Source organism: Kribbia dieselivorans NBRC 106261 (assembly GCF_001552435.1).
GTDB classification, from domain to species: Bacteria; Actinomycetota; Actinomycetes; order Actinomycetales; family Dermatophilaceae; genus Kribbia; species Kribbia dieselivorans.
Genome location: NZ_BCRE01000122.1, coordinates 1 through 23,126, shown reverse-complemented (window position 1 = coordinate 23,126; position 23,126 = coordinate 1). Strand labels below are relative to the sequence as shown.

Below are 23,126 nucleotides of genomic sequence, written 5' to 3'. Positions count from 1 at the left end.
CGGCTGATCCTCGGGTCGGCGGGTCACGGGCGTGGTGGCGTGCGCTCGGGCACGAAGTGCGCTGGTCAGCGCGCTGACGGCGATGTATTCACGCTAAAGCTCGGATCCTTGGTGGCCGGCTCCGCCACGCCGATGACGCGGCCCTTCCCGACATCGACGAAGGCGGCACTCTCACCGGGCACCATGCCCAGTCGCGTCGCACGCTGGGCGAGTTTGGCCGGTGCCTTCTGGGCGTCGATCTCATTGGTCAACGCCTCGTGCTCGGCCGAGAGCTCGGCACTGCGCTTCTGCAGATCGGTCAGCGCGAAGGCGTTGTGGGCCATGACCGTGTTGACGAGCAGCACCGCGGCGATGCCGGCCACGGTCACCGCCAGACAGAGCGCGACGAACCACCGGTCGCCGCCGGCCCGCTGCCCGGAGACCAGTCGCAGGGAGTCGCGCGGTGTGGTGCGCGCGGTCGAACGCACGGGTCGCGCGACCGGACGGCTGAGGGTCAACTGGCTCATCGGGCGGTTCCTTTCGTGGTGCGGGTTCGTTCGGCGGCGCGCAGGCGGGCGGAGGCGGAGCGCGGGTTCTCGGCGAGTTCGGCCTCGGTGGGCTCCTCGGCCCCTCGGGTCAACAGACGCAGGTACGGCTGGTGCTCGGGCGGCACCACGGGCAGGTCGGGTGGGGCACTGCTCGTCGCCCCGGCGGCGAGGACCCGCTTGGTGATCCGGTCCTCGAGCGAGTGGTACGACAGCACCGCGATCCGCCCGCCCACGGCGAGGTGGTCGAGGGCCGCCGGCAGCGCGCCGGCCCACACCGACAGTTCGGCGTTGACCTCGATGCGCAGGGCCTGGAAGGTCCGCTTGGCCGGGTGGCCACCGGAGCGCTGTGACGCCGCCGGGATGGTCGTGCGCAGGAGATCGACGAGCCGGGCCGAGGTCGTGAACGGCTCACGGTCACGCTCTCGCGAGATGGCCAGGGCGACCTTGCGGGCGAACCGCTCCTCGCCGTAGTCACGCAGGATGCGGATGAGGTCACCGACGGAGTACGTGTTGAGCACCTCGGCCGCGGTCGTCCCGACGCTCTGGTCCATCCGCATGTCCAGCGGCGCGTCCTGGGCGTAGGCGAAGCCGCGGTCGGCCTCGTCGAGCTGCAGCGACGAGACTCCGAGATCGAACAGGATGCCCTGGACCTCGTCGAGCCCCAGCGTGGCGAGGACGTCGGCGATCTCGTCGTAGACCGCATGCACTCCGGTGAAGCGATCCCCGAACCGGGCCAACCGCGCTCCGGCCAGTCGCAGTGCCTCGGGGTCACGGTCGATGCCGATGACCCGGGCCTGCGGAAACCGCTCGAGCACACCTTCGGCGTGCCCGCCCATGCCCAACGTGCCGTCGACATGGATCGCACCCGGCGCGTCGAGGGCGGGTGCGAGAAGGTCGAGGATCCGGTCGCGCAGGACCGGGACGTGGCGGCCGGTGGCATCGGTGCGTTCCATGCGTGACTCCTTCCTCGTCGGTGGTGGGTGGTGGTGGAGGGTGGTGGAGGCCCGGTTCGGCGGTGTTCCTCGCCCTGCTGTGGTCAGGTCCCCATCCGTCCGGTCCGGCGCGGGGGAAGTCGCGTCGGCGACGTACGGCTGGAGGCCTGGCCACAGCAGGTGGCGGGTCACAGGAGTCCGGGCACCACTTCCTCGGACTGGTCGGCGAAGGCCTGCTCGGTCGATTCGAGGTACTGGGCCCAGGCCGCGGAGTCCCAGATCTCGACGCGCGCGCCGGCCCCGATGACCGTGATCTCACGGTCGAGGCCGGCGTAATCGCGCAGGTTGGCGGGGATGGTGACGCGCCCCTGCTTATCCGGCTCCTCGTCGGAGGCGCCGGAGAGGAAGACGCGCATGTAGTCGCGTACGGCCTTGGAGGTCGTCGGGGCGCTCTGCATCTGCTCGGTCACGCGCACGAACTCATCCATCGGAAAGACGTAGAGACAGCGTTCCTGACCACGGGTGATGACCAGGCCGCCGGCGAGGCGATCGCGGAACTTCGCGGGCAGAAAGAGGCGGCCCTTGTCGTCCAGACGCGGTGTGTGCGTACCCAGAAACATCCCGGCCACCTCCCTTCATGCTCACCTCGCTCCGTCACTGGTCCCCATCGCGCTCCACTTTACTCCACCGATCCTCCCAAACACACCCTTCTGACGTCTATATACCGACAAATCTTCGTGTTTGTGCAGGTCAACATGGTGGTGCGAAGTGGAGCGTCGTGAACGAAACTCCGTCTCGACGTGGCCGGCCGAGGCAGCCGGGGTCGCGCCTGGGTCGCCCCGGCGGCTCAGATGGTGGGAAACTGGGCGAGGTGGGGATCACCGAGCGCCGGAGCGTCGTTCACCCCCACGAACGAGCACGACCAGACGAGCAGGCGGCGATGAGGGGACGACAGGCGTGACGACGGTGGAGTACGACGGCGGGCGCGCCCCACACCCGGCCACGATGCCCCTGCCCCAGGTGCTGGAGGAGGCCAATGCCCTCTCGCGGGCGCTCAACGGCGTCATCGAGGGCAAGCCGGAGGTGGTGCGGGTCGCGTTGACCGTGCTGCTCGCCGGCGGCCACCTCCTCCTCGAGGACGTGCCCGGCGTCGGCAAGACCATGCTCGCCAAGACCCTGGCCAAGGCCATCGACGGCTCCGTGCGGCGCATCCAGTTCACGCCCGATCTGCTGCCCAGCGACGTCACCGGCGTGAGCATCTTCAACCAGGACAGCCACACGTTCGAGTTCCGCCCGGGCGCGATCTTCGCCAACGTGGTCGTCGGCGACGAGATCAACCGGGCCTCCCCGAAGACGCAGTCGGCGCTGCTGGAGTGCATGGAGGAACGGCAGGTCACCGTCGACGGCACCACGTATCCGCTGGCGCACCCCTTCATCGTCATGGCCACGCAGAACCCGATCGAGATGGAGGGCACCTACCCCCTGCCGGAGGCCCAACGCGACCGGTTCATGGCGCGCGTCTCGCTCGGTTACCCGTCACCGACCTCCGAGATGGCCATGCTCGATCACCACGGCTCGGTGTCCCCGCTGGACGCCCTGCGGCCGGTGGCCGACGCGGCGACCGTCTCGGCGATGGTGGCGACGGTCAGCCAGATCCACGCCGCCGAGGGGATTCGCCGCTACGTCGTCGACCTGGTCGGGGCCACGCGCCGCTCCCCCGCGCTGCGGCTGGGTGCCTCGCCGCGCGCGTCGCTGCAGTTGCTGCGCGCGGCCCGCGCCAACGCCGCCCTCCACGGTCGCGACCACGTGCTCCCCGATGATGTGCAGGAGATGCTCGTCCCCGTGCTGGCCCACCGCCTCATCCTCTCCGGCGAGGCCCAGATGGCCCGGCAGACCTCCCAGCAGGTGCTCGAGGAACTGCGCACGCTGGTGCCGGTTCCGTCGCCTCGATGAGGCCCGGCCATGGCGCGATTTTCCTCGGTGCTGACGTTGCGGGGCCGATCCCTGCTCACCGCCGGGCTGACGTTGGTCGCCTGTGGCACGGTCCTCGGCTTCCATGACCTCACCCGCATCGGCATCCTCGTCATCGTGCTGCCCATCGTCGCCGCGCTCCGGGCCCGACGGCACTCCCTCAATCTCGTCGTCACCCGGGAGGTGACCCCGCACCGCGTGGAGATGGGGCACCCCAGCGAGATCCACCTGACGATCGAGAATCGCGACCGCCGCACCGCGCCCCTGCTGCTCGCCGAGGAGGGCATCGCCGCGGCCCTGGGCGCGCCGGCCCGGTTCGTGCTGCCGCGCATGGGCCCTGGGGAGAAGCGTGAACTGCGCTATCGCGTCACCGGCCGCCGACGCGGTCGTCACGAATTGGGCCCGCTGACCGTCCAGGTCAAGGACCCCTTCGACCTCGTCGAGCGCCGCGTCGAGCAGCCGACCCGCGCCGATGTCGTCGTCCTCCCCCAGGTCCACCCGCTCCCGCCCGGCACACACCTGGCCAGTGGCGCCGGCGGCGAGGGGGCGGTGCCGCAGCACGTCGCGCTGCACGGCGAGGACGACATCGCCATCCGCGAGTACCGCTACGGCGACGACCTGCGGCGGATCCACTGGCCGTCGACGGCCCGGACCGGCGAGGTGATGATGCGCCAGGAGGAACGCCCGGCCCAACGACGCTCCGTCGTGCTGCTCGACACCCGGGCCCTGGCCCACGGTGTCGCGGAGGGGGCGCAGACCTCCGAGAGTCTGGAGTGGGCGGTCTCCGCCGCAGCCTCGGTGATCACCCACCTCGAGCGGCAGCGGTTCTCGGTGCATCTGCTCACCTCGACGACCGTGGAGGATCACGCGGTGCACAGCGGCATGGGCCTCGACGATGCGCTCGACGTGCTGGCGATGGTCACCCCCTCGGCCGACGAGAACCTCGATGCGCTCGTCCTCGCCGCCGATGCGCTGACCCTCGGCGGCGGCGTCGTCATCGCGGTGACCGGCGAGCTCGACCCGGTCGGGGCGCAGGCCCTGGCCGGTCTGCGGCGACCCGGTGTGCAGACGATGGCCCTGGTGCTCGACGGGCCGGCGTGGGCCGGGTCGAACCGTCGCGTGGCGGAGCTCGGTGAGACCGCTCGTCTGCTCGGCGCACGAGGCTGGTCGGTTGCCTCCGTCGGGCCGACGACCGAGGTGCCGCAGGCGTGGGCGGCCCTGTCCGGCCGGCGGAGTGTGATGGTCCGATGATGGCGCGCGCGCAGATCCCCGATGCCCTGCTCGCGGCGGCGTGCACGCTGGCTGTCTTCGCACCGATGCGCGGCCTGTTCCGCGACGAGTCGTGGGTCGCCCCGGCCCTGCTCACCCTCATCGTCGTGCTGCTGCTCGGCATCGTCGGGCGGATGATCACCGCGCGCCCGATGTTCGTCTCGATCATCCAGGCGGCCGGAGCGTCGATCGTGCTCAGCTGGTTGCACGCGCCGGAGACGCTGGCGGCCGGGCTCGTGCCGACGCCGACGACCTTCGTGCGGTTCGGCGAGCTGGCGGCCGAGGCGCAGCAGGTCATCTCGAACTACGCCGCGCCGGCCCCCGTGCCGCCCGGGGTCGCGTTCGTCATCAGTGCGCTGGTGGCGTTCATGGCCCTCATCGTCGATCTGGTGGCGGTCACCCGACGCGCGCCGACGCTGGCGGGCCTGCCCCTGTTGACCGGGTACCTCATCACCGCGGCGAACACCGGCGACGCGCTGCCGTGGGGGTACTTCCTCCTCGCGGCGGGTCTGTGGCTGCTGCTGGTGGCGCGCCAGGGTGTCGGTGAGATGCAGCGGTGGAGCCGCATCATGCCCTCGATCACCGGCCGCGGCGGCCGCACCCAGGACCCGACCCGCTCGATCGTGGCGGTCGCCCAGGTCACGGCCGTCATCGCGCTCGTGGCCGCGCTGATCCTGCCCGGGTTCCTGCCGCACCTGCCGACGCGGTATGTCGCCGATGGGTTGGCCCGCCAGGCCGGCGGCGGGGGCAGCGGTGACATCTCGCTGAGCACGACCGTCGATCTCGCGGCGAGTCTGAACGACCCCTCCGATCGGGTGGTGCTGCGCTATCGCACCACCGACCGCGCTCCGGGGCCACTGCGCGTCGATGTCGTCGCCGATGTCACCGGTCGCGACCTGACCAGCGACGGGGTCCGGGTCGGCCCGAAGGGATTGGGCGAACGGCCGGTCGAGCCGCCCCAGTTCGAGGAGCCGACCGTGCCGCAGACCGAGGAGACGCAGCGGTATGCGATGACCGTGCTCGGCTCCGCCCTGGCGGCGCCGCAGGTGGCGGTGCCACCGCGGGTCGTGTCCGGGGACTTCCGGGCCGTGCCGTGGGGGCTCGACTCGACCGGGGTGGTGCGCGCCGGGCGCAAGGCCAGCGCCTTCCAGGTGAGTTACCTGCGATACGACCCAACGGTGAGCACCCTCGAGGCCGCCGACTCCTACCCCACCGACGGACCGGCGCGGCTGTGGGAGGGCGACCGCGACCGCTATCTCGCCACCGACGAGCGTTCCGGTGACCGACTGCGGGCGATCCTGAACACCCTCGACACCGGGAGCGGGTCGCAGATCGCCACCGCGGCGGCGATCCAGGAGTACTTCCGGTCGTCGCGATTCCGGTACAGCCTCGAGTTGGAACCGACGCAGCGCGGCGACGACGGCCAGCCGCTGGATCCGGTGTCGAACTTCCTCGAGACCCGCGTGGGGTACTGCCAGCAGTTCGCCGGCGCCATGGTGCTCATGGCGCGCGAGGCGGGGATCCCGGCGCGCATGGCCGTTGGGTTCCTGCCGGGCACGCCCCAAGCCGACGGCACCCGGGTGGTCGTCGCCGCCGACGCGCACGCCTGGCCGGAACTGTGGTTCGACGGCGTGGGCTGGGTGCGCTTCGAACCGACGCCCGGGTCCCGCGCCACATCGTCCCCCGAGTACGCGACCAACCCGGACCGACCCTCGACGAGCACCGGCCCCACCGACGAGACCACCTCGGCGGCGCCGTCGCCCTCGTCGTCCGCGGCACCCACCGCGCAGCGCCCGGAGATCGACACCGAGACCGACCCGACGACGACGACGAATCAGGTGACCTGGCGCGACCGGCTCGCCGCTGTGCCCGTGATCGTCTGGCTGGCGACGGTGGCGGTGCTGCTGCTCGTCGGGCTGGGGTCGGCCCCGCTGGTCGCCCGCTGGATCACCCACCGCTCTCGCCGCCTGGCTCGCGATGACGCCGAGCGGGTCGAGGTGGAGTGGCAGCGGTTGGTGGCGGATCTGTCCGATATTGGGGTCACCGCGCCGGTGGGCTCCTCACCACGTCAGGCCGGAGCGTCGATCGCCGAGGACCTCGACCTGGGTCAGGATCAGCGCGATGCCCTGGGGCGGGTCGTGGCCACGCTCGAGTCGGCGCGGTACGCCCGTCCCGGAGCGTCGATCGGCTCGGTGGAGCAGGTGACGCGCGACACCGATGCCGTGCTCGGGGCGGCGCGGCGTCATCAGCACCCGCGCACGGTGTGGCGGGCGCGCCTGTTCCCCGCGGCGACGCTGCGGCGGTGGCGCGAGGTGCTGGGTGGTCGCGGCGGCCGGCACCGCAGTTGATGCGTGCTGCGCTCCCGCCCCACCCGGGTCCCCCGCTCCGGTCATGCAGAACGCGTGAAATAGGCCCCGCTTTGCATGACCGAAGCGCCGCGCCAACCCGAGGTTGGCGTCGTTCTGCGCGGTTGGCCACCGTTAATCAGGGTTGGCCATCGACCGACCGCCAGCCAACCCTGCCCAACGACGACAGGCGGCCACAACGACGACAGAAGGGCACAACGACGACAGGCGAGCACAAGCCGGCGACCACCCGACAGTGCTCGGGAACAGCACGGCGCTCCCCCACTCGCACCCTGACCCGCCAGGGGGTCATGCAGAACGCAGGTCATGCAGAACGCGTGAAATAGCCCCCGCTTTGCATGACCGAAGCGCCGCGCCAACCCGAGGTTGGCGTCGTTATGCGCGGTTGGCCATCGTTGATCAGGGTTGGCCAGCAACCGACCGCCGGCCAAGCCAGCACAACGACGACAGGCGAGCACAAGCCGGCGACCACCCGACAGTGCTCGGGAACAGCACGGCGCTCCCCCGCCCCCGGGTCCGAGCTTCGGTCATGCAGAACGCGTGAAATAGCCCCCGCCTTGCATGACCGAAGCGCCGCGGCCGCCCGACAACGTCAGCGGCGCACGCCCATGGGCCCGGCCACCGGCGCAGCCCACGGCAGGTCGGCATGTTCCCGCAGGACGGCATCGATCCGGTCGGCCAGCGCGGGTTCCCACGGGCAGGTGCGGCGCGTGGTCAGGTCCACGTGCCCCTCGACGAACTCGAGCACATTGACCAGCCGCCCCGTCGACCGGTTGACGATGAGCGAGACGGCATGCATGACCTTCTCGCCCCGGTCGATCATCCGCAGGTGCACGCTCAGTTCATCGCCGACGTGGACCTCATCGAGGAACGTCAGGTGGTGCTCGACGCTGAAGGTGCTCCACCCGGTGCGGGCGCGGTAATCGTCGGTGATCCCCAACTCCTGCAGCGCCCGATCCGCCCCGCGCATGTGCAGGGCGTAGTAGTGGACGACGTTGACGTGACCGTTGTGGTCCTCCCACTCCGGCGGAGCGACCTCGACGACCTCGGCCGGCAGGGCCAGCACCTCGTCGGCAGAGGGCAGCGCGCGGGTCACGGGATGAGCACCGCCTTGCCGGTCACCTCGCGGTTCTCGATGGAGCGCAGTGCGACGCTGGCCTGCGCCAACGGGTACGTGGCCCCCACCAGCGGGTCCAGGGCGCCGCCGCGCAGGTGCGGCACCATGGCCGCCCACTCGACCGCGGCGTGCCCGGGCCGCTGGCGCACGTACTCGCCCCATCCGACGCCGACGACGGAGATGTTGTTGAGCAGCAGGCGGTTGACCTTGACCTGCGGAATCTCACCCGCGGTGAACCCGATGACGAGCAGCCGACCGTCGGCGCGCAGCGTGCGCAGCGAGTCGGTGAAACGATCCCCACCCACCGGGTCGACCACGAGGTCGACGCTGTCCTTGCCCACGGCATCGAGGAAGCCGTCGGCGAGCACCACGCGATCCGCGCCGGCCGCACGGGCCGCCTCGGCCTTCGCCTCGGTCGAGACGACGGCGATGACCTCGCCGGCCCCGAACGCCTTGGCCATCTGGATCGCCGCGGTCCCGATGCCCCCGGCCGCGCCGTGGACCAGGACGATCTCACCCTCGGCCAGACGACCGCGCTCCACCAGGGCGAAGTACGCGGTGAGGTAGTTCAGCGGCAGCGCGGCACCGGCCTCGAAGCCCACCTCGTCCGGCAGCGCGAACACATCGTCGGGGTCGGCGAGGACTTGCTCGGCGAAGCCGCCGACCTGGGTGAGCGCCGCGACCCGATCACCGGGAGCGAAGCCGCTGCCCTCCGGGGCGGTGACCACGACACCGGCCACCTCGATGCCCGGCGTGAATGGCAGTTCGGGTCGGATCTGGTAGAGCCCACGGGTGTGAAGCAGGTCGGGGAACGAGACTCCGGCCGCCTTGACCTCGATCTTCACGAGGTGGGGGGCAACCGGTTCGGGCACGTCGACGAGTTCGACGGCATCTGGTCCGCCGAGGGAGGTGATCTGGATGGCACGCATGGTCACACGCTCTCAGTCAGGGTGGATTGGAACCGCTGCATCCCGGCGATCCAGCGGTCGTGGTCGGACAGTTTGCGGCGCGCGAACTCCAACACCTCGGCGTGCGGGGTGATGAGGAAACGACGCTCCGCGACGGCAGCGAGGGTCTGGTCGGCGACGTCACGCGGTGCGAGCACCGCTCCGGCATTGGTCACCGCGGCCTTGGCCACGGCCCCACCCGAGCCCTCGTTACTGGACATCCCCGAGCGCAGCAGGTCGGTGTCGACGCCCATGGGGCACAGGCAGCTCACGCCCACACCCTGCGCGCCGTACGTGACCGCGAGCCATTCGGCGAACCCGACCGCGCCGTGCTTGCTGACCGTGTAGGTCGCCGAACCGATCTGGGTCAGCAGCCCCGCCGCCGACGCCGTCGAGACGAAGTAGCCGGAGCCTCGTTCCACCCACCCGGGGACGAGTTGGCGCGCCGCCCGCACGTGCGCGAGAAGGTTGACGTTCAGCGCCAGGTCCCACTGCGCGTCGGTGGCCGCGAGGCCCGACCCGTCACCGATGCCGGCGTTGGCAAAGAAGAGGTCGACCGGCCCGAAGTGCTCGGTGGCGGCGGCGATCATCTGCGCGATGACCTCGTCACTGGAGGCGTCCCCGGCGACGGCGACGACGGTGCTGGAGCCGCCGTCGAGCCGCCCGGCGGTCTCGGCCAGTCGGTCACCGTCGAGGTCGGAGATCACGACGCGCGCGCCCGCCTCCAACAGCGCCTCCGCCAGGGCGGCACCGATGCCTCCGGCCGCGCCGGTGACGATCGCGACCTTGTCGGTGAAGTCCGGCGACTGTGGGTCAGTGGTCATGAGAGCTCCTGTGGTCTCGGCTGCGTGCGAGGGGCACGTTACGCAGATGCGGTGGGCGGCGCTGTGTCGGTTCGCGGTTCGGTCATCCGGAGCACCGGAGTGGCCCACGCACGCCGACGCCCACACCGGAATCGATGTGGGCGTCGGCGTGCTGAGCGACGGGTCACGCGACCTCAGTCGAGGTAGTCGCGAAGCACCTGACTGCGCGAGGGGTGACGCAGCTTGCTCATCGTCTTGGACTCGATCTGACGGATCCGCTCGCGGGTGACGCCGTAGACCTTGCCGATCTCGTCCAGGGTCTTGGGCTGACCGTCGGTGAGGCCGAAGCGCATCGAGACCACGCCGGCCTCCCGCTCGGACAGCGTGTCGAGCACAGAGTGCAACTGCTCCTGCAGCAGGGTGAAGCTCACCGCGTCGGCCGGCACGACCGCTTCGGAGTCCTCGATGAGGTCACCGAACTCGGAGTCGCCGTCCTCACCGAGCGGGGTGTGCAGCGAGATCGGCTCGCGGCCGTACTTCTGCACCTCGACGACCTTCTCCGGGGTCATGTCGAGTTCCTTGGCCAGCTCCTCCGGCGTGGGTTCGCGACCGAGGTCCTGCAGCATCTGCCGCTGCACGCGGGCAAGCTTGTTGATGACCTCGACCATGTGGACCGGGATGCGGATCGTGCGGGCCTGGTCGGCCATCGCGCGGGTGATGGCCTGGCGGATCCACCAGGTGGCATAGGTCGAGAACTTGTAGCCCTTGGTGTAGTCGAACTTCTCGACCGCACGGATCAGACCGAGGTTGCCCTCCTGGATGAGGTCGAGGAAGAGCATGCCACGGCCGGTGTAGCGCTTGGCCAAGGACACCACGAGGCGCAGGTTGGCCTCGAGTAGGTGGTTCTTGGCGTTCTTGCCGTCCTGCGCGATCCACCACAGCTCACGCTTGAGCTTCATGTCGATGTTGTCGGTGCTGTTCAGCTTCTCCTCGGCGAAGAGGCCCGCCTCGATCCGCTTGGCGAGTTCGACCTCCTGCTCGGCGTTGAGGAGGGCCACCTTGCCGATCTGCTTGAGGTAGTCCTTGACCGGGTCGGCCGTCGCGCCGGCAGTGACGACCTGCTGGGCCGGAGCGTCGTCCTCGTCGTCGGCGCGCAGGACGAAGCCGGACGATTCCTCGGTCTCGTCGCCCTTGCCGTCGCCCTTGCCCTTGTCCTCGCCCTTGGACCCGGAGTCCGCACCGGACTTCTCGGTCTCGGATTCGTCGGTGACGTCGGCCGCGTCGGTGTCATCGACGTCGATCTCGACGTCCTCCAACTCCGCGGGGTCGACGTCTTCGGGTTCGGCGTCGGCGTTCTCGTCGGCACCCTCGGCGGTGGCACCGGCGTCGGCGGTCGCGGCCGTCTTCTTCGCCGCGGCCTTCTTGGTGGTCTTCTTCGCCGGTGTCGCGGCCGCCCCGGCCGCGGCCTTGGTCGTCGCGGCCTTCTTGGCGGTCGTCCGCTTGGCGGCGGTCTTCTTCGCCGTGGTCTTTTTGGCAGCCGTCTTCTTCGCGGCGGTCTTCTTCGCCGCGGGGGCGGGGGTCTCGACCGCGTCGTCGCTCGCCTCGGGAGCGGCGTCGCCCACCGCCTCGTCGACGGATTCGGCGGCCGAATTCCGGGCCGCGGCCGCAGCACCGGCGGTGCTCGGTGGCAGGATCTCGATGTCCTGGCGGGCGAGGGCACGCAGCACGACCTTCAGCCGTTTGGGCGCCACCTCGGCCACCTGCACGGCCGCGGCGATGGCCTCACCGGCCAGACGACCCGTGGTGCGCCCCTCCCTCACCAACTGTTGCAGGGCAGGGTGAGCAAACTCCGCGGGAAGGGAGGCGGGGTCGGTCGAGCTCTGAGTCAATGTGACCTCAGCCCTTTCTGGCCGGAGCACGGCTACGGCGCCCACGTGTGCACGTCGGCTCCGGCGCCGTGGCGCATTGCTTGAGTGGAGTGCCTCGTCCGAACTGGGGATCTGCGAGGCAACTCGACCATTATAACGCGACGGCCTCCCGCGACCGCGAATCGTGGTCGCCGAAGGCCGTCGGTTCGGATGTGTCGTCAGCCGGCCTTGACCGCCAGGACGGCGCAGTTCGCGTCCAGCAGGATGCGCTGGGCGTTGGACCCGAGGATGAGCTTGCCGACCGGGCTGCGGCGACGCAGACCGATGACGATGAGGTCGCCGCCGACCTCCTCGGCGATGTCGATCAGGTCGTCCGACGGGTCGTTGCCACGCACGAGCTGGCGGACCTCGAACTCGATGCCGGCCGCGCCGAGCCGCTCCTCGACCTTCTTGAGCTCCTCCTCCGACTTGACTGCATCCTCACCCGTGAAGCTGCTGCCACCGCGAGCCGAGTTGACGACGATGAGCTTGGACTTGCGCAGTTCGGCCTCGGAGATCGCGCGCTCCAGGGCCGCCTTGCCCTCGGGGGTCGCCAAGTAGCCGACGATGATGGTCATGGGTGATGTCTCCTTGGATGGACGCGGTGGACCTGAGGCGAAGATACCGAATCATCGGCTGGTTGGCTCCCATTGCGGCACAGATGGACCCACCTGATCCACGTGGTGGACATCCTCAGCCCGGCGACGGCTCCGGACCGACCCCATGATCCAGCAACCGGATGAGGAGTCCGCACATCGAGTGGTCGGGATCGATGACCAGCGCCCGATCACAGGCCACCCGGGCCATGGTCCCGTCCCCGTCCCACCAGGCACTGTGCGCGATGAGCGCCAGCACCTCCACGACAACCGGGTCGGGCAGGATTCGGGCCAAGGCACACAGTCGCGTGCGTAGGGCCATGAGCGTCACCCCCTCCTGGGGATCGCGGACCGGGCGGGGAATCGCGGCCGCCACGACCTCGCGGAACCGGGGATCGGTGGCCTCCCACGACATCGACCCGACGCAGATGCGGGCCAGGATCGTGTCGCGCCAGGGAGTGTCCGTGAGCGAGAGCGCCGCTGCCGCGAGGGTTCGGTCACCGAGGTCGCCCACCTCCGGTGCACCGTCGCTGGTGTCGAGCACCTCGGCCCAGGCGCTGGCCGCCTCCGGTGTCGACGGACCGCCGCACTCACGGAGCAGGTCGAGTTCGACGAGCAGGCACGACCACGTGCCGGTGGGCGCCAGTTGCGCCGCGACCTCGGCCCGGGTGGCCAGCGGCGAGACGCCGCGCCCGACGAACGCTGCCACGGCCGGCACGTCGGCGGGCTCGGGCAACGGCTCCCCCACCCCGCAGACCTCGCCGTCGAGCAGGTCGACCGAGAACCAGTGGTCGTCACGCACGATGAGCGGGCCCACGGGGGTGATGCCGAGTTCCTCCAGCACGTGGGCTGCGGCCAGCACGCCCGGCAGCGCTTCGTCGGTGGTGTTCTCGTAGCCGATGACCAGGGCCGCCGGTGGGTCTTCACGCAGCAGGGCGGAGCGCAGCACGGTGCGCAGGTGATGGGCCTCCACCCCCTCGGGCGGCAGGTCGACGCGAGCCATGAGCCCGGCGCGGCCGCCGTCCACGCAGGTGATGACGATGCTGCGCTCCGGCTGGTAGCCGAATTGGTACGGCAGGAGGGCGAGCAGTTCGGCGGGTGTGTGGGCCCGCAGCACGGTGGGTGGGTTCGGTGATGTCGATGTCATGACACCCAGCGTGGCGAGAAACGCCGACGCCCACAGGTGCCAATTCGGCGCCTGTGGACGGACGGGCGGGGTTTCGAGAGTCGGTGGATAACCCGCCGCGGCTCAGCGGACCACGGTTGAGCGCACCGTGACCGGCTCACCGGGCACGGAGCGGCGGCCGTTGACGGACTCCCAGTGCAGGAAGTCCTCGGTGACGTTGACGAGCGTCGAAGCGAGCCAGGACAGGACGAGCACGTCGTCGGCCAGACCGAGCAGCGCGAACATGCCCTCGGGCATGACGTCGACGGGCGAGACGATGTAGACGAGGGCGAGCACCATCAGGCCGAGGGTGCGCACGGGCGTGCCGGTGTACCGGCCGGAGACCACCGCGCGGAACAGGCGCGGCAGCGCAGCGAGGCGCTGGGACGCCGTGGCCGAGCCCGGGCGGGTCACGGCGCGGAACGCAGCCCAGAGGCCGCGGGCGGTGCGGAAGCGGGAGGTCTTCGTAGCCATGCCCCCTCAACGAGCGAGTGGGCCGTCAGGATTCCCATTCACGCCATGAGAATCGGATCACAGTGCGGGCGCCTCGCGCCCACAGCTCACCGCTGGGGGAACTCCTTGCGGGCGTTGTCAGCGATCTTGTTGAGCAGGTACATGTCCAGGCCCGCGCCCACGGCCCCACCGGCCACCGGCACGGCCTTGCCCATGCGGGCCAAGGTCTTGCGACCGGTCAGGGACAGGATGCGGAAACCGACGGCCTTGTTGACGACCATGAGCGCCGGGCCGGGGAGTCGCTGGGCGGCGAGGTTGGTCATCGCGCCGGTCTTGGTGGCGACGCCGGCCTTGGCCAGGAGGTCCTGGGCATCGGCGCCGACGAGGGTAAGCAGGGTGGCGGTACGGATCTCCTGCTGGGTCAGGTCGTACCCGCGCAGCGCAGCAATGCTCGCGGTCATGCGCGTGGCCAGGACGTAGAAGAGAAACACGTTGACCGGCATGGCGACCGGGAGCACGACGAAGCCGCCCAGGCTTGTGGCGAACCCCTCGACACCGGCGAGCTTGAGGTGGTGGCTGACGACGCCGTCGATGGCCTTCTCAGTGTCGCCGTGCTTGAGTCGCGCCCGGTCGGCGGTCAACTGTGCCGAGGTGAACGGGCCCTTCCCGTCGATGCCCACGTCGAGGAGCCCCTCGATCATCTTCGTCACCCCAGCGGTCACACCGCCGGACTCATCGTGCTCGGCCACCTGTTCCAGCACCGGCTTGTTCGGTGCGGTGTCCTTCTTCGGCCGGATCAGGTCGGTGATGTTCACAGTGAGGCTCCTGACAGGGTGGTCGTGGGCGTGCTGCGGTCATGATGCCACGGCCACGAGGGAAATCCGGTGCCGAAGGTGTGGTGACTCTGACAACGCACGAGACCCCCGACCAGAGTGGCCGAGGGTCTCGTGCAGGTGATCCTGAATGGATCAGAAGGGCTCGATGCCCTTCTGGGTGCAGTTGCCGCTGAAGGCGTTGTCGACGACGGACGTCGAGTAGTCCTGACCGCCAATGGTGTAGTTGATGGTCAGCTTCCCGTTGGAGGCGTCCTCCGCGTTGGTGAACATCAGGACGATGTTGCCACCATTGGCCGCCACCTCGGCGGGGATGTTCACTGTGCCGGTCGAGGTCGTTCCCGCCGTGTCCGCGCCAGGATTCTGGGCCGTGTAAGTCAGAGCGCCTGTCCCCTCCCACACAAAGGTGAACGGTACAGAAGACGCCGCGATACCGGCGGCGATGGACAGCTGGAAGTAGTACCGCTTGGGGTCAAAGTTGGGCCGCTTGCACGCGTTCCCCGTCAGGTAGAGAGGCGGCAGCGGGGAGGCGCTGGCAGTCGGGGCCACCGCGGCAACCGCAACGACGGGGGTCGCCCACGCAACACCCTTGGCCACGGCACGGCGCGAGACGCCGCGAGGAGCGGAGGTCTGCTTGTCAGTCATCTCTCAGGAAGTCCTTTGATCTCGGCGAATCTCACGTCACCGCGAACTCTAACTGAGAGTTCCCTCCGAAAAAAATCGGGGTCTCAACAAACCCGCAGGTCAGGCGTCTCCGTCTACACTCCGCAGGAACTCCTCGACGTCGGAGGCAAGTTCGTCCGCCGAGGGCAGTTTGCTCTCCTGCTGGTCGAGCAGATTGGGCAGCCCCATCCCCCGCACATGCACGTCGTACTGGTTCTCCAACCCGGTCACGGCCTGGGCGATCTCCGGGTTCGCCTCCAGCTCAGCCGCGATCTGCTTGCGGTTCTCCCCCGCCTTGGCCACCAACTCGTCATTGGGCAGGTTGAGCCCGGTGAGGTCGACGATCGCGTTGAGCGCCGTCAACGCCGCATCGTGGAACTCCGCCTGACCCAGGTAATGCGGCACGTGCACGGCGAACCCCGCCGCATCCCGCCCCGCCTCCCCCAGCCGCAGGTGCAGCAGTGACGACACCGAGGCCGGCACCTGCATCTCGCCGAACAACACCTTGTGCTCGCCGATGAGTCGCGAATCCGTGGCGATCGCGGTGAACCCGATCGGCCGCGTGTGCGGCACCGCCATCGGAATGCCATACGTATGCACGACGAGTTCGATGCCGAGCACGTCGATCAACTGGGTCACGGCGGCGATGAAGCGCTCCCACTGGTAGTCCGGCTCCGGGCCCGCCAGCAGGTAGTACGGTGTGCCGTCCCGGTCCTCGAGGCGGTAGAGCGGCAGGGCCGGATCGTCGTAGCTCGTCCATCGATCGCCGGAGAACGTCATCCCGGGGCGACGGCCGCGGAAGTCGAGCAACTCGTCGACCTCGAACGAGGCCACGACGTGCGGCTCACCCGTGTGGGTGAGGTGATTGGCGAGGATGTGCCCCACATGGCCGGCGTCGATGAAGCCGTCGAGCATGACCAGAAGCACGCCACCGGACGGCTCGGGAGCGCCATCATTGGCCGCACCGAACCCGATCCGCGGTAGCGAGACACGCCGCACCGGTCGGGCGTCGGCCTCGAAACGGTACAACTCTGACGGATTACGCACGTGGAACCTCCTGAAGTGCTCTGGCCCGGTTCAACGACCAACTCAGGCTATCCATTCCCCACGCTCGACGTGCCAACCGGCCGGATCGACGCTCCGTCACGCCCGCGATCACCGCACCTCACCGCATGGTTACCCGCTGTTCACATGACGTACACGTGAAAGCGCCCCCTGAGTCAACCACCACAACCCATACTGCCCTCCATGGGTATTCCCGAACTGCCACTCTCCCGCCGCACCGCCCTCACCGGCGCTGCCGCCGGCGCCGCCGCGCTCCTCGTCCCCTTCCGCTCCTTCGACCCCGAGGCCGCCGCGGCCCCGGCCAAGAAGGGCATCTTCGGTTACGGCGTCGCCTCCGGTGACCCGACCGCCACCTCCGTCATCATCTGGACCCGCGCCACCCCGCCGATGAACGACGGCCGCGTCGCCACCCCGGGCTCCGGCCTGGGCGCCCCGCTCAACGTCAAGTGGGAGGTCGCCGCCGACGCGAACTTCCGGAGCATCGTGCGCAAGGGTCACGTGAAGACCTCCGCCGACTCCGACCACACGGTCAAGGTCGACGTCACCGGCCTGGACGTCTACACCCGCTACTTCTACCGCTTCTCCACCCGCGGCGAGACCTCCCCCGTGGGCCGCACCCAGACCGCCGGCGACGAGAAGGGCACGACGCACGCGCTGCGCCTGGCCCTGGTCTCCTGCTCCAACTACACCGGCGGCTACTTCTCGGCCTACCGCTCGATCGCCAAGCGCGACGACCTCGACCTCGTCCTGCATGTCGGCGACTACATCTACGAGTACGGCAACGGCTCCGACCGCTACGGCCCGGCCGCCCTCAAGGGCGTGCGCGACGCCCAGCCCGCGCACGAGATCCTCACCCTGGCCGACTACCGCCTCCGCCACGCGCTGCACAAGGCCGACCCGGACGCGCAGGCCGCCCACCGCCAGCACCCGTGGACGACGATCTTCGACGACCACGAGGTCGCCAACGACACCTGGGCCGACGGCGCCGAGAACCACGAGGCCGGCGAGGGTGACTTCCAGGCGCGCCGCCGCGTCGCCATGCAGGCCTACCTCGAGTGGCTGCCGTTCCGCATGCCCGACCAGAGCGTCTCGCACCGCGGCGTGCGCTACTTCAAGCGCTTCACCTACGGCGACCTCGCGGACCTGCAGGTCATGGAGACCCGCCAGAACCGTTCGGAGCAGATCGGCACCAAGGGCAGCGGCTTCCTGCCGGCGACCGACCCGGCCACGATCGCCGCGGTGTCCAACCCGGCGCGTCACCTGCCCGAGCCTGAGCAGATGGCCTGGGTCAAGGACGGCCTCGCCACGCCGCGGCGCTGGCACCTCGTCGCGCAGCAGACGATCATGACGCGCGTCAACTGGCCCGGCGAGGCGCTCGGCGCTCCGGCCGGCTCGATCCTCTTCAACGGCGACCAGTGGGACGGCTACCGCAACGACCAGGCCGAGATCATCGGTCACATGGCCGCGCAGCCGGCCGGCAACGGTGACACCGTCGTGCTCACCGGCGACATCCACTCCTCGTGGGCCGCCGACCTCGTGCACGACGGCACGCCGATGAACCCGACCTACACCTCCGGTGGCGTCGAGTTCGTCTGCCCGTCGGTCTCCTCGGACGGCTTCTACGAGATCGCCCGTGGCCAGTTCCCGACGCTGCCGGCCGAGGCGCAGACCAACCTGATCCGCTACGTCGAGGGCGGCATCACACAGATCAACCCGTGGATCAAGTACGTCGACGGAGTCGGGCACGGTTACGTCGTCGTCGACGTCACCCGCGAGCGGGTCCAGGCCGACTTCCACCTCACCCCGGTGCCGACGACGGCTCAGCCGGATCCGCGTGTGGTCGCCTCGGTCGAGCCGGCGTACGTGAAGTCGATGCAGACGCTGGCCGGCACGCGCCGGGTGCAGTCGGCGAGCGGCCCGATCGGTCCGCGCTCCGACTCGCCGCGCACTGCCGGCAAGCTGCGGGGTCCGGCGCCGCAGCACGCGGCCGCCAACCGCTGACAAGCGCCACGCGGTTCGAGGTATTACAGGGCGTTAAAGCGCCCCCTATTACCTCGAACCGCGTGGTTTAGAGCGCGGTGATGGCGCTGCGAATCCGCTTCTCCGACACCGGACCCTTGACGCCCACCTGTTGCGCGAAGGTCTGCACGCGGTACTCCTCGATCATCCACGCGATGTCGGTCACGGCGGACGTACGCGCCTGCTCCGGCGTCAGCGACTCGAGCAGATCCGCGTACGGGCCCTCGACGCGGTCGATCTGCTCCTGCAGCACATGCTCGCGGGCGTTGCCGGGCGCCTTCTCCAGGCGGTGGGCCATCGCGCGCAGGTAGCGCCGCAGGTCGGGCAACCGGTCGAAGCCGGTGTCGGCCACGAATCCGGGCCGCACCAACCCGTCCAGTTGCAGCCGCACGTCCTCCGCCGTGGTCCGCAACACCGGGTTGTCGGTGGCCGCCAGGCGCGCGATGAGCGTCCGCACCTCGACCGCCTGCGTCAGCACCGGCTCGACTGCCTCGACCACATTGAGCACCCGCGTCGCGGCGTGCGTGCGCACCTGCCCGAGCGCCGCCTCGAACCCGGCCTCGTCACGAAGCTCCGTCTCGGTCCCGACCCCGACGATCGCGTCGACTGCGGCCTCGAGACAGTCCTCGAGCAGCGCCGGCACCGACCCGTATGGATTCTGCCCGAGCGCGACCTTCTGGGCATTCGTCAACCGCGCGAGCACCCGCTTCCACGGCGGTGTCGTGCCGAGGATGAGGAGCCGGCGCACACCACGCCGGTGGGCGGCCGCCGATTGATCGGCCGTCGGCAGGACCTTCAACCCCACCGACGTGCCCTCGTCGATGAGCGCCGGGTAGCCGATGACGGTGTGCGCGCCGCTGCGCTGCTCGAACGACGCGGGGATGGTGCCGAAGTCCCACGTCGTCGCGCCACTGCGCTCCAGCTTGGACGCTGCCTTCGACATGCCCCGCTGCACCCGCCCCTTGAGCTGCGCCTGCAGGTCGGCCAGGTCCTTGCCCTGACCGAGCACCGTGCCCGACCGGTCCTCGACGGAGAACGAGATGCGCAGGTGCGCCGGCACCTTCGTCACGTCCCACTCCCCCGGCGGCACCTTGACGCGCGTGCGCTCGAACAGCACGCGACCGAGCTCGTCGGTCAACGACGCTCCGGAGCGCGGTTCGAGCGCCTTCACCGCAGCCGCAGCGTGATCGGGGGCCGGGACGAAGTGTTTGCGGGTCGCCTTCGGCAGGGCCCTGATCAGCGCCGTGACGAGGTCGCCGCGCAGGCCGGGCACCTGCCAGTCGAACCCGTCGGCACTGACCTGGTTGAGCAACTCGACCGGGATGTGCACGGTCGCGCCGTCGGCCGCCGACCCGGGATCGAACTGGTACGTCACGGCCAGTTCGAGCGGGCCGGTCGGCCCGTCCTGGTGCCAGGTGCGCGGATAGTCCTGCGCCGAGACCGCGCCGGCCTCGTCGCGGGTCAGGTCGTCCTCGGTGAACGTCAGCAGGTCGGGTTGCTCGCGCCGCGCGCTCTTCCACCACGTGTCGAAGTGCCGCCCGGAGACAACGTCGGCGGGAATGCGCTTGTCGTAGAACGCGAACAGGTCCTCGTCGTCGACGACGATGTCGCGGCGGCGGGCGATCTCCTCCAGTTCACCGACCCGTTCGAGCAGGTCCTGGTTCAACGCGAGGAACTCGTGGTTCGACTCCCAATCGCCCTCGACCAACCCGTGGCGGATGAACAGCTCGCGCGAGGTCTCCGGGTCGATGCGGCCGTACTGCACCGGGCGCGCGACGACCAGCGGCACCCCGTACAACGTGACCCGCTCGGTCGCGAGCACGGCCGCCTGCTTGCGCGACCAGCGCGGCTCCGAGTAGGTGCGCTTGACGAGGTGCTCCCCCAGCCGCTCGGCCCACGCCGGGTCGATGCGCGCGTTCGTGCGGGCCCACAACCGCGTCGTCTCGACGAGCTCGGCGGACATGAGGTACGCCGGTTGGCGGCGGAACAACGACGACCCGGGCTGGATCGAGAACCGGGCGCCGCGGGCACCGAGGTAGTCGCGCTTGGCCTCGTCGCGCAGCCCGACGTGGCTGAGCAGCCCCGAGAGCAGCGCCTGGTGGATCGTGTCGAGGTCGGGGTCGGCGCCGGGCTCGGCGGTGCGTTTGCGCGGGTCGAGCCCGAGGTCCTTGGCGGAGTTGCGTACCTGGGCCTGCAGATCCTGCCACTCGCGGATGCGCAGGTAGTGCAGGAACTCGCGCTTGCACAGCCGCCGGAACGCGCTGCCGGAGAGTTCGCGCTGCTGCTCGCGCACGTAGTTCCACAGGTTGAGCAGGCTGGCGAAGTCCGAGTGCTCGTCCTTGAACCGGGCGTGCTGCTGGTCGGCCTGGGCCTGCTTGTCCTGCGGGCGTTCGCGCACGTCCTGGATCGACAGGGCGGTGACGATGACGAGGACCTCGCTGGTGCACCCGAGCCGGTCGGCCTCGACGAGCATGCGCCCCAGGCGCGGGTCGATCGGCAGCCGGGCGAGGGTGCGGCCGACCTTGGTCAGGCGACGTCCGGGCCGGCGTCGGCCACCGCGCTCCGGTGTGGGGCGACGGGACTCGCCCGGACCGCGCTCCTCACCGATCTCGAACGCATGGAGTTCTTCGAGCAGCCGCATCCCGTCGGTGATCTGTCGTGAATCCGGCGGATCGACGAACGGGAACCGCGCGACATCGCCGAGACCGAGCGAGGTCATCTGCAGGATGACCGAGGCCAGCGAGGTGCGCAGGATCTCCGGGTCGGTGAACTCGGGCCGGGCCTCGAAGTCCTCCTCGCTGTAGAGGCGAATGCAGACGCCGTCGGCGACGCGGCCACACCGACCGGAGCGCTGATTGGCCGAGGCCTGCGAGACCGGCTCGATGGGCAGGCGTTGCACCTTCGTGCGCTGGCTGTAGCGCGAGATGCGGGCCGTGCCGGTGTCGATGACGTACCGAATACCGGGCACCGTCAGCGAGGTCTCGGCGACGTTGGTGGCCAACACGATGCGCCGCCCGCGGTGACCGGCGAACACGCGGTGCTGTTCGGCTGCCGACAGGCGCGCGTAGAGCGGCAGGACCTCGGTGTCGGGCAGACGCGCGCCGGTGAGCGCGTCGGCGGCGTCGCGGATCTCCCGCTCGCCGCTGAGGAAGACGAGCACGTCCTGGTGGCCACCATCGCGGGAGTTCGGATCGGTCCACAGTTCCTCGACGGCCTCGACGATGCCGCGCACCTGGTCGCGGGGCTCCTCGTCGGGGGCGTCGGGGTCGACGAGCGGGCGGTACCGCACCTCGACCGGGTAGGTGCGCCCCGAGACCTCGATGATCGGTGCCGGAGCGCCGTTCGCGTCGGCGAAGTGTTCGGCGAACCGTTGGGGGTCGATCGTCGCGGAGGTGACGATGACCTTCAGGTCGGGGCGCCGCGGCAACAGTTGCTTGAGGTAGCCCAGGATGAAGTCGATGTTCAGCGACCGCTCGTGGGCCTCGTCGATGATGATCGTGTCGTAGCGGCGCAGGTCGCGGTCGCGCTGCATCTCGTTGAGCAGGATGCCGTCGGTCATGACCTTGACGGCCGTGGCGGCGCTGCTCTGGTCGGTGAAGCGCACCTGGTAGCCGACGAGGTCACCGAGGTCGACCTTGAGTTCCTCGGCGATGCGCTCGGCCACCGACCGCGCGGCGATCCGGCGGGGTTGGGTGTGGCCGATCTGCCCACCGCGGCGCTTCCCGTTCTCGTCGCGCGTGACGCGGCCGCGGCCCAGTTCGAGGCACATCTTCGGGATCTGCGTCGTCTTGCCCGAACCGGTCTCACCCGCGATGACGACGACCTGGTGATCGCGGATGGCGGCGAGGATGTCCTCGCGACGCTCCACCACCGGCAACTGCTCGGGGTAGCCGAGGTCCTCCACGGTCAGGAGGGGTTCGGCGAGCGGCATGAGGGTCAGGATACGTCCGTCAGCGCTGCGGGTTCTCCTCCCCTGCACGGCGGCGGAGCTGCGCGGCGCGGGACCGCGTGGTGGCGAGGTGCTCCTGGGCCGATCTCGTCGCCTTGACCGCGTGGATCGTCGTGACCGCGCCGGCCGCTGCCAGGACCTTGACTCGCTGGCGGGGCACGATGCCTCGGCGAGCGACCGACCAGACCAGAGAGCCCACCTGGGTGACGGCCTTGCCCTCGGCCGTCTGTGCCACCTGCCCGCGCAGGGCACGTCCGGCAGCCTGCGCCCGGCGGGCCAACGGCGATGCCCCGGTGAACCGGGGGGTGACCACCGCCGCGTTCGTCGCGGGGCCGGTGCCCGCCCGGCGCACCCCGCGCTGCACGACCCGGGTGAGCCGCTTCGTCAGGACCCGTTCGGTCAGGGTGAACCCCGTCGAGGACGCGATGCCTCGGTAACTGCCCTTCTTGTACTTGGCCCGCAGATACAGGCTGCCGGCCACGCCCCCGGCGACGAGCACGGTTTCGGGCTTCTTGGCCACCTCGACCGCCGCTTCACCCGGCGG

19 protein-coding genes are annotated in these 23,126 nt (G+C 70.1%); 4 read left to right on the top strand and 15 right to left on the bottom strand.

What is annotated here, in order from left to right; all coding sequences use genetic code 11:
* Positions 1–65: 65 nt before the first annotated feature.
* From ftsL to mraZ, 3 genes are all read right to left on the bottom strand, one after another.
* The gene (gene ftsL / locus KD1_RS10795) at positions 66–506 is read right to left on the bottom strand and encodes a cell division protein FtsL (RefSeq protein WP_068401769.1); all 441 of its coding nucleotides are present in this window, start codon (positions 504–506) and stop codon (positions 66–68) included.
* Positions 503–1,480: a 16S rRNA (cytosine(1402)-N(4))-methyltransferase RsmH gene (gene rsmH, locus KD1_RS10790; RefSeq protein ID WP_068401766.1), complete on the bottom strand. Its 978-nt coding sequence runs from the start codon at positions 1,478–1,480 to the stop codon at positions 503–505. The genes ftsL and rsmH overlap by 4 nt, the downstream gene beginning before the upstream one ends.
* 167 nt (positions 1,481–1,647) lie before the next feature.
* The gene (gene mraZ / locus KD1_RS10785) at positions 1,648–2,079 is read right to left on the bottom strand and encodes a division/cell wall cluster transcriptional repressor MraZ (RefSeq protein WP_068401763.1); all 432 of its coding nucleotides are present in this window, start codon (positions 2,077–2,079) and stop codon (positions 1,648–1,650) included.
* A gap of 385 nt (positions 2,080–2,464) precedes the next feature.
* Between mraZ and KD1_RS10780 the strand changes: the two genes are divergently transcribed.
* The 3 genes from KD1_RS10780 to KD1_RS10770 are packed head-to-tail and all read left to right on the top strand — an operon-like array spanning position 2,465 to position 7,047.
* Positions 2,465–3,412 (top strand): AAA family ATPase, encoded by a 948-nt coding sequence (locus KD1_RS10780; protein WP_068401782.1) that lies wholly within the window; start codon positions 2,465–2,467, stop codon positions 3,410–3,412.
* Between the two features lie 9 nt (positions 3,413–3,421).
* Positions 3,422–4,681 (top strand): DUF58 domain-containing protein, encoded by a 1,260-nt coding sequence (locus tag KD1_RS10775; RefSeq protein WP_068401760.1) that lies wholly within the window; start codon positions 3,422–3,424, stop codon positions 4,679–4,681.
* Positions 4,681–7,047 (top strand): transglutaminase TgpA family protein, encoded by a 2,367-nt coding sequence (locus tag KD1_RS10770; protein WP_068401757.1) that lies wholly within the window; start codon positions 4,681–4,683, stop codon positions 7,045–7,047. Before KD1_RS10775 ends, KD1_RS10770 begins: the two co-directional genes overlap by 1 nt.
* A 610-nt stretch (positions 7,048–7,657) precedes the next feature.
* On the opposite strand, the gene KD1_RS10765 is transcribed toward KD1_RS10770, so the two are convergent.
* The 10 genes from KD1_RS10765 to KD1_RS10720 form a co-directional block, all read right to left on the bottom strand.
* Positions 7,658–8,161: a thioesterase family protein gene (locus KD1_RS10765; protein ID WP_068401754.1), complete on the bottom strand. Its 504-nt coding sequence runs from the start codon at positions 8,159–8,161 to the stop codon at positions 7,658–7,660.
* A complete protein-coding gene (locus KD1_RS10760) occupies positions 8,158–9,111 on the bottom strand; it encodes an NADPH:quinone oxidoreductase family protein (RefSeq protein ID WP_068401779.1) in 954 nt (317 codons plus the stop codon). Before KD1_RS10760 ends, KD1_RS10765 begins: the two co-directional genes overlap by 4 nt.
* A gap of 2 nt (positions 9,112–9,113) precedes the next feature.
* Positions 9,114–9,953, bottom strand: a complete 840-nt coding sequence (locus KD1_RS10755; RefSeq protein WP_068401751.1) for an SDR family oxidoreductase — start codon at positions 9,951–9,953, stop codon at positions 9,114–9,116.
* Positions 9,954–10,126: 173 nt separating this feature from the next.
* Entirely contained in the window at positions 10,127–11,821 is a 1,695-nt protein-coding gene (locus tag KD1_RS10750; protein ID WP_068401748.1) for an RNA polymerase sigma factor, read from the bottom strand.
* Positions 11,822–12,018: 197 nt separating this feature from the next.
* The gene (locus tag KD1_RS10745) at positions 12,019–12,417 is read right to left on the bottom strand and encodes a universal stress protein (protein ID WP_068401746.1); all 399 of its coding nucleotides are present in this window, start codon (positions 12,415–12,417) and stop codon (positions 12,019–12,021) included.
* A gap of 115 nt (positions 12,418–12,532) precedes the next feature.
* Positions 12,533–13,582, bottom strand: coding sequence for a DUF4192 domain-containing protein (locus KD1_RS10740; protein ID WP_083542376.1), 1,050 nt, complete (start codon positions 13,580–13,582; stop codon positions 12,533–12,535).
* 102 nt (positions 13,583–13,684) lie between these two features.
* Entirely contained in the window at positions 13,685–14,074 is a 390-nt protein-coding gene (locus tag KD1_RS10735) for a YkvA family protein (RefSeq protein WP_068401740.1), read from the bottom strand.
* 86 nt (positions 14,075–14,160) lie between these two features.
* A complete protein-coding gene (locus KD1_RS10730) occupies positions 14,161–14,868 on the bottom strand; it encodes an EcsC family protein (RefSeq protein ID WP_245627372.1) in 708 nt (235 codons plus the stop codon).
* Positions 14,869–15,021: 153 nt separating this feature from the next.
* Positions 15,022–15,531, bottom strand: coding sequence for a hypothetical protein (locus KD1_RS16610; RefSeq protein ID WP_157073302.1), 510 nt, complete (start codon positions 15,529–15,531; stop codon positions 15,022–15,024).
* 99 nt (positions 15,532–15,630) lie between these two features.
* Positions 15,631–16,596, bottom strand: coding sequence for a proteasome assembly chaperone family protein (locus KD1_RS10720; protein WP_083542375.1), 966 nt, complete (start codon positions 16,594–16,596; stop codon positions 15,631–15,633).
* Positions 16,597–16,797: 201 nt separating this feature from the next.
* Here KD1_RS10720 and KD1_RS10715 point away from each other — a divergent pair, with 201 nt between their 5' ends.
* Positions 16,798–18,615, top strand: coding sequence for an alkaline phosphatase D family protein (locus KD1_RS10715; RefSeq protein ID WP_068401734.1), 1,818 nt, complete (start codon positions 16,798–16,800; stop codon positions 18,613–18,615).
* A gap of 67 nt (positions 18,616–18,682) precedes the next feature.
* Here the strand turns inward: KD1_RS10715 and hrpA are convergent, their stop codons facing one another.
* Both hrpA and KD1_RS16860 read right to left on the bottom strand, forming a co-directional pair.
* Complete coding sequence (gene hrpA / locus KD1_RS10710) at positions 18,683–22,564, bottom strand: ATP-dependent RNA helicase HrpA (protein ID WP_068401730.1); 3,882 nt, start codon at positions 22,562–22,564, stop codon at positions 18,683–18,685.
* A gap of 19 nt (positions 22,565–22,583) precedes the next feature.
* On the bottom strand, positions 22,584–23,126 hold a 543-nt coding region (locus KD1_RS16860), incomplete at its 5' end, for a hypothetical protein (RefSeq protein ID WP_169795383.1).

Coding starts and splice junctions, on each gene's coding strand:
- ftsL (WP_068401769.1), bottom strand. CDS start 506: ATGAGCCAGTTGACCCTCAGCCGTCCGGTCGCGCGACCCGTGCGTTCG.
- rsmH (WP_068401766.1), bottom strand. CDS start 1,480: ATGGAACGCACCGATGCCACCGGCCGCCACGTCCCGGTCCTGCGCGAC.
- mraZ (WP_068401763.1), bottom strand. CDS start 2,079: ATGTTTCTGGGTACGCACACACCGCGTCTGGACGACAAGGGCCGCCTC.
- KD1_RS10780 (WP_068401782.1), top strand. CDS start 2,465: ATGCCCCTGCCCCAGGTGCTGGAGGAGGCCAATGCCCTCTCGCGGGCG.
- KD1_RS10775 (WP_068401760.1), top strand. CDS start 3,422: ATGGCGCGATTTTCCTCGGTGCTGACGTTGCGGGGCCGATCCCTGCTC.
- KD1_RS10770 (WP_068401757.1), top strand. CDS start 4,681: ATGGCGCGCGCGCAGATCCCCGATGCCCTGCTCGCGGCGGCGTGCACG.
- KD1_RS10760 (WP_068401779.1), bottom strand. CDS start 9,111: ATGCGTGCCATCCAGATCACCTCCCTCGGCGGACCAGATGCCGTCGAA.
- KD1_RS10755 (WP_068401751.1), bottom strand. CDS start 9,953: ATGACCACTGACCCACAGTCGCCGGACTTCACCGACAAGGTCGCGATC.
- KD1_RS10745 (WP_068401746.1), bottom strand. CDS start 12,417: ATGACCATCATCGTCGGCTACTTGGCGACCCCCGAGGGCAAGGCGGCC.
- KD1_RS10740 (WP_083542376.1), bottom strand. CDS start 13,582: ATGACATCGACATCACCGAACCCACCCACCGTGCTGCGGGCCCACACA.
- KD1_RS10735 (WP_068401740.1), bottom strand. CDS start 14,074: ATGGCTACGAAGACCTCCCGCTTCCGCACCGCCCGCGGCCTCTGGGCT.
- KD1_RS16610 (WP_157073302.1), bottom strand. CDS start 15,531: ATGACTGACAAGCAGACCTCCGCTCCTCGCGGCGTCTCGCGCCGTGCC.
- KD1_RS10715 (WP_068401734.1), top strand. CDS start 16,798: ATGGGTATTCCCGAACTGCCACTCTCCCGCCGCACCGCCCTCACCGGC.
- hrpA (WP_068401730.1), bottom strand. CDS start 22,564: ATGCCGCTCGCCGAACCCCTCCTGACCGTGGAGGACCTCGGCTACCCC.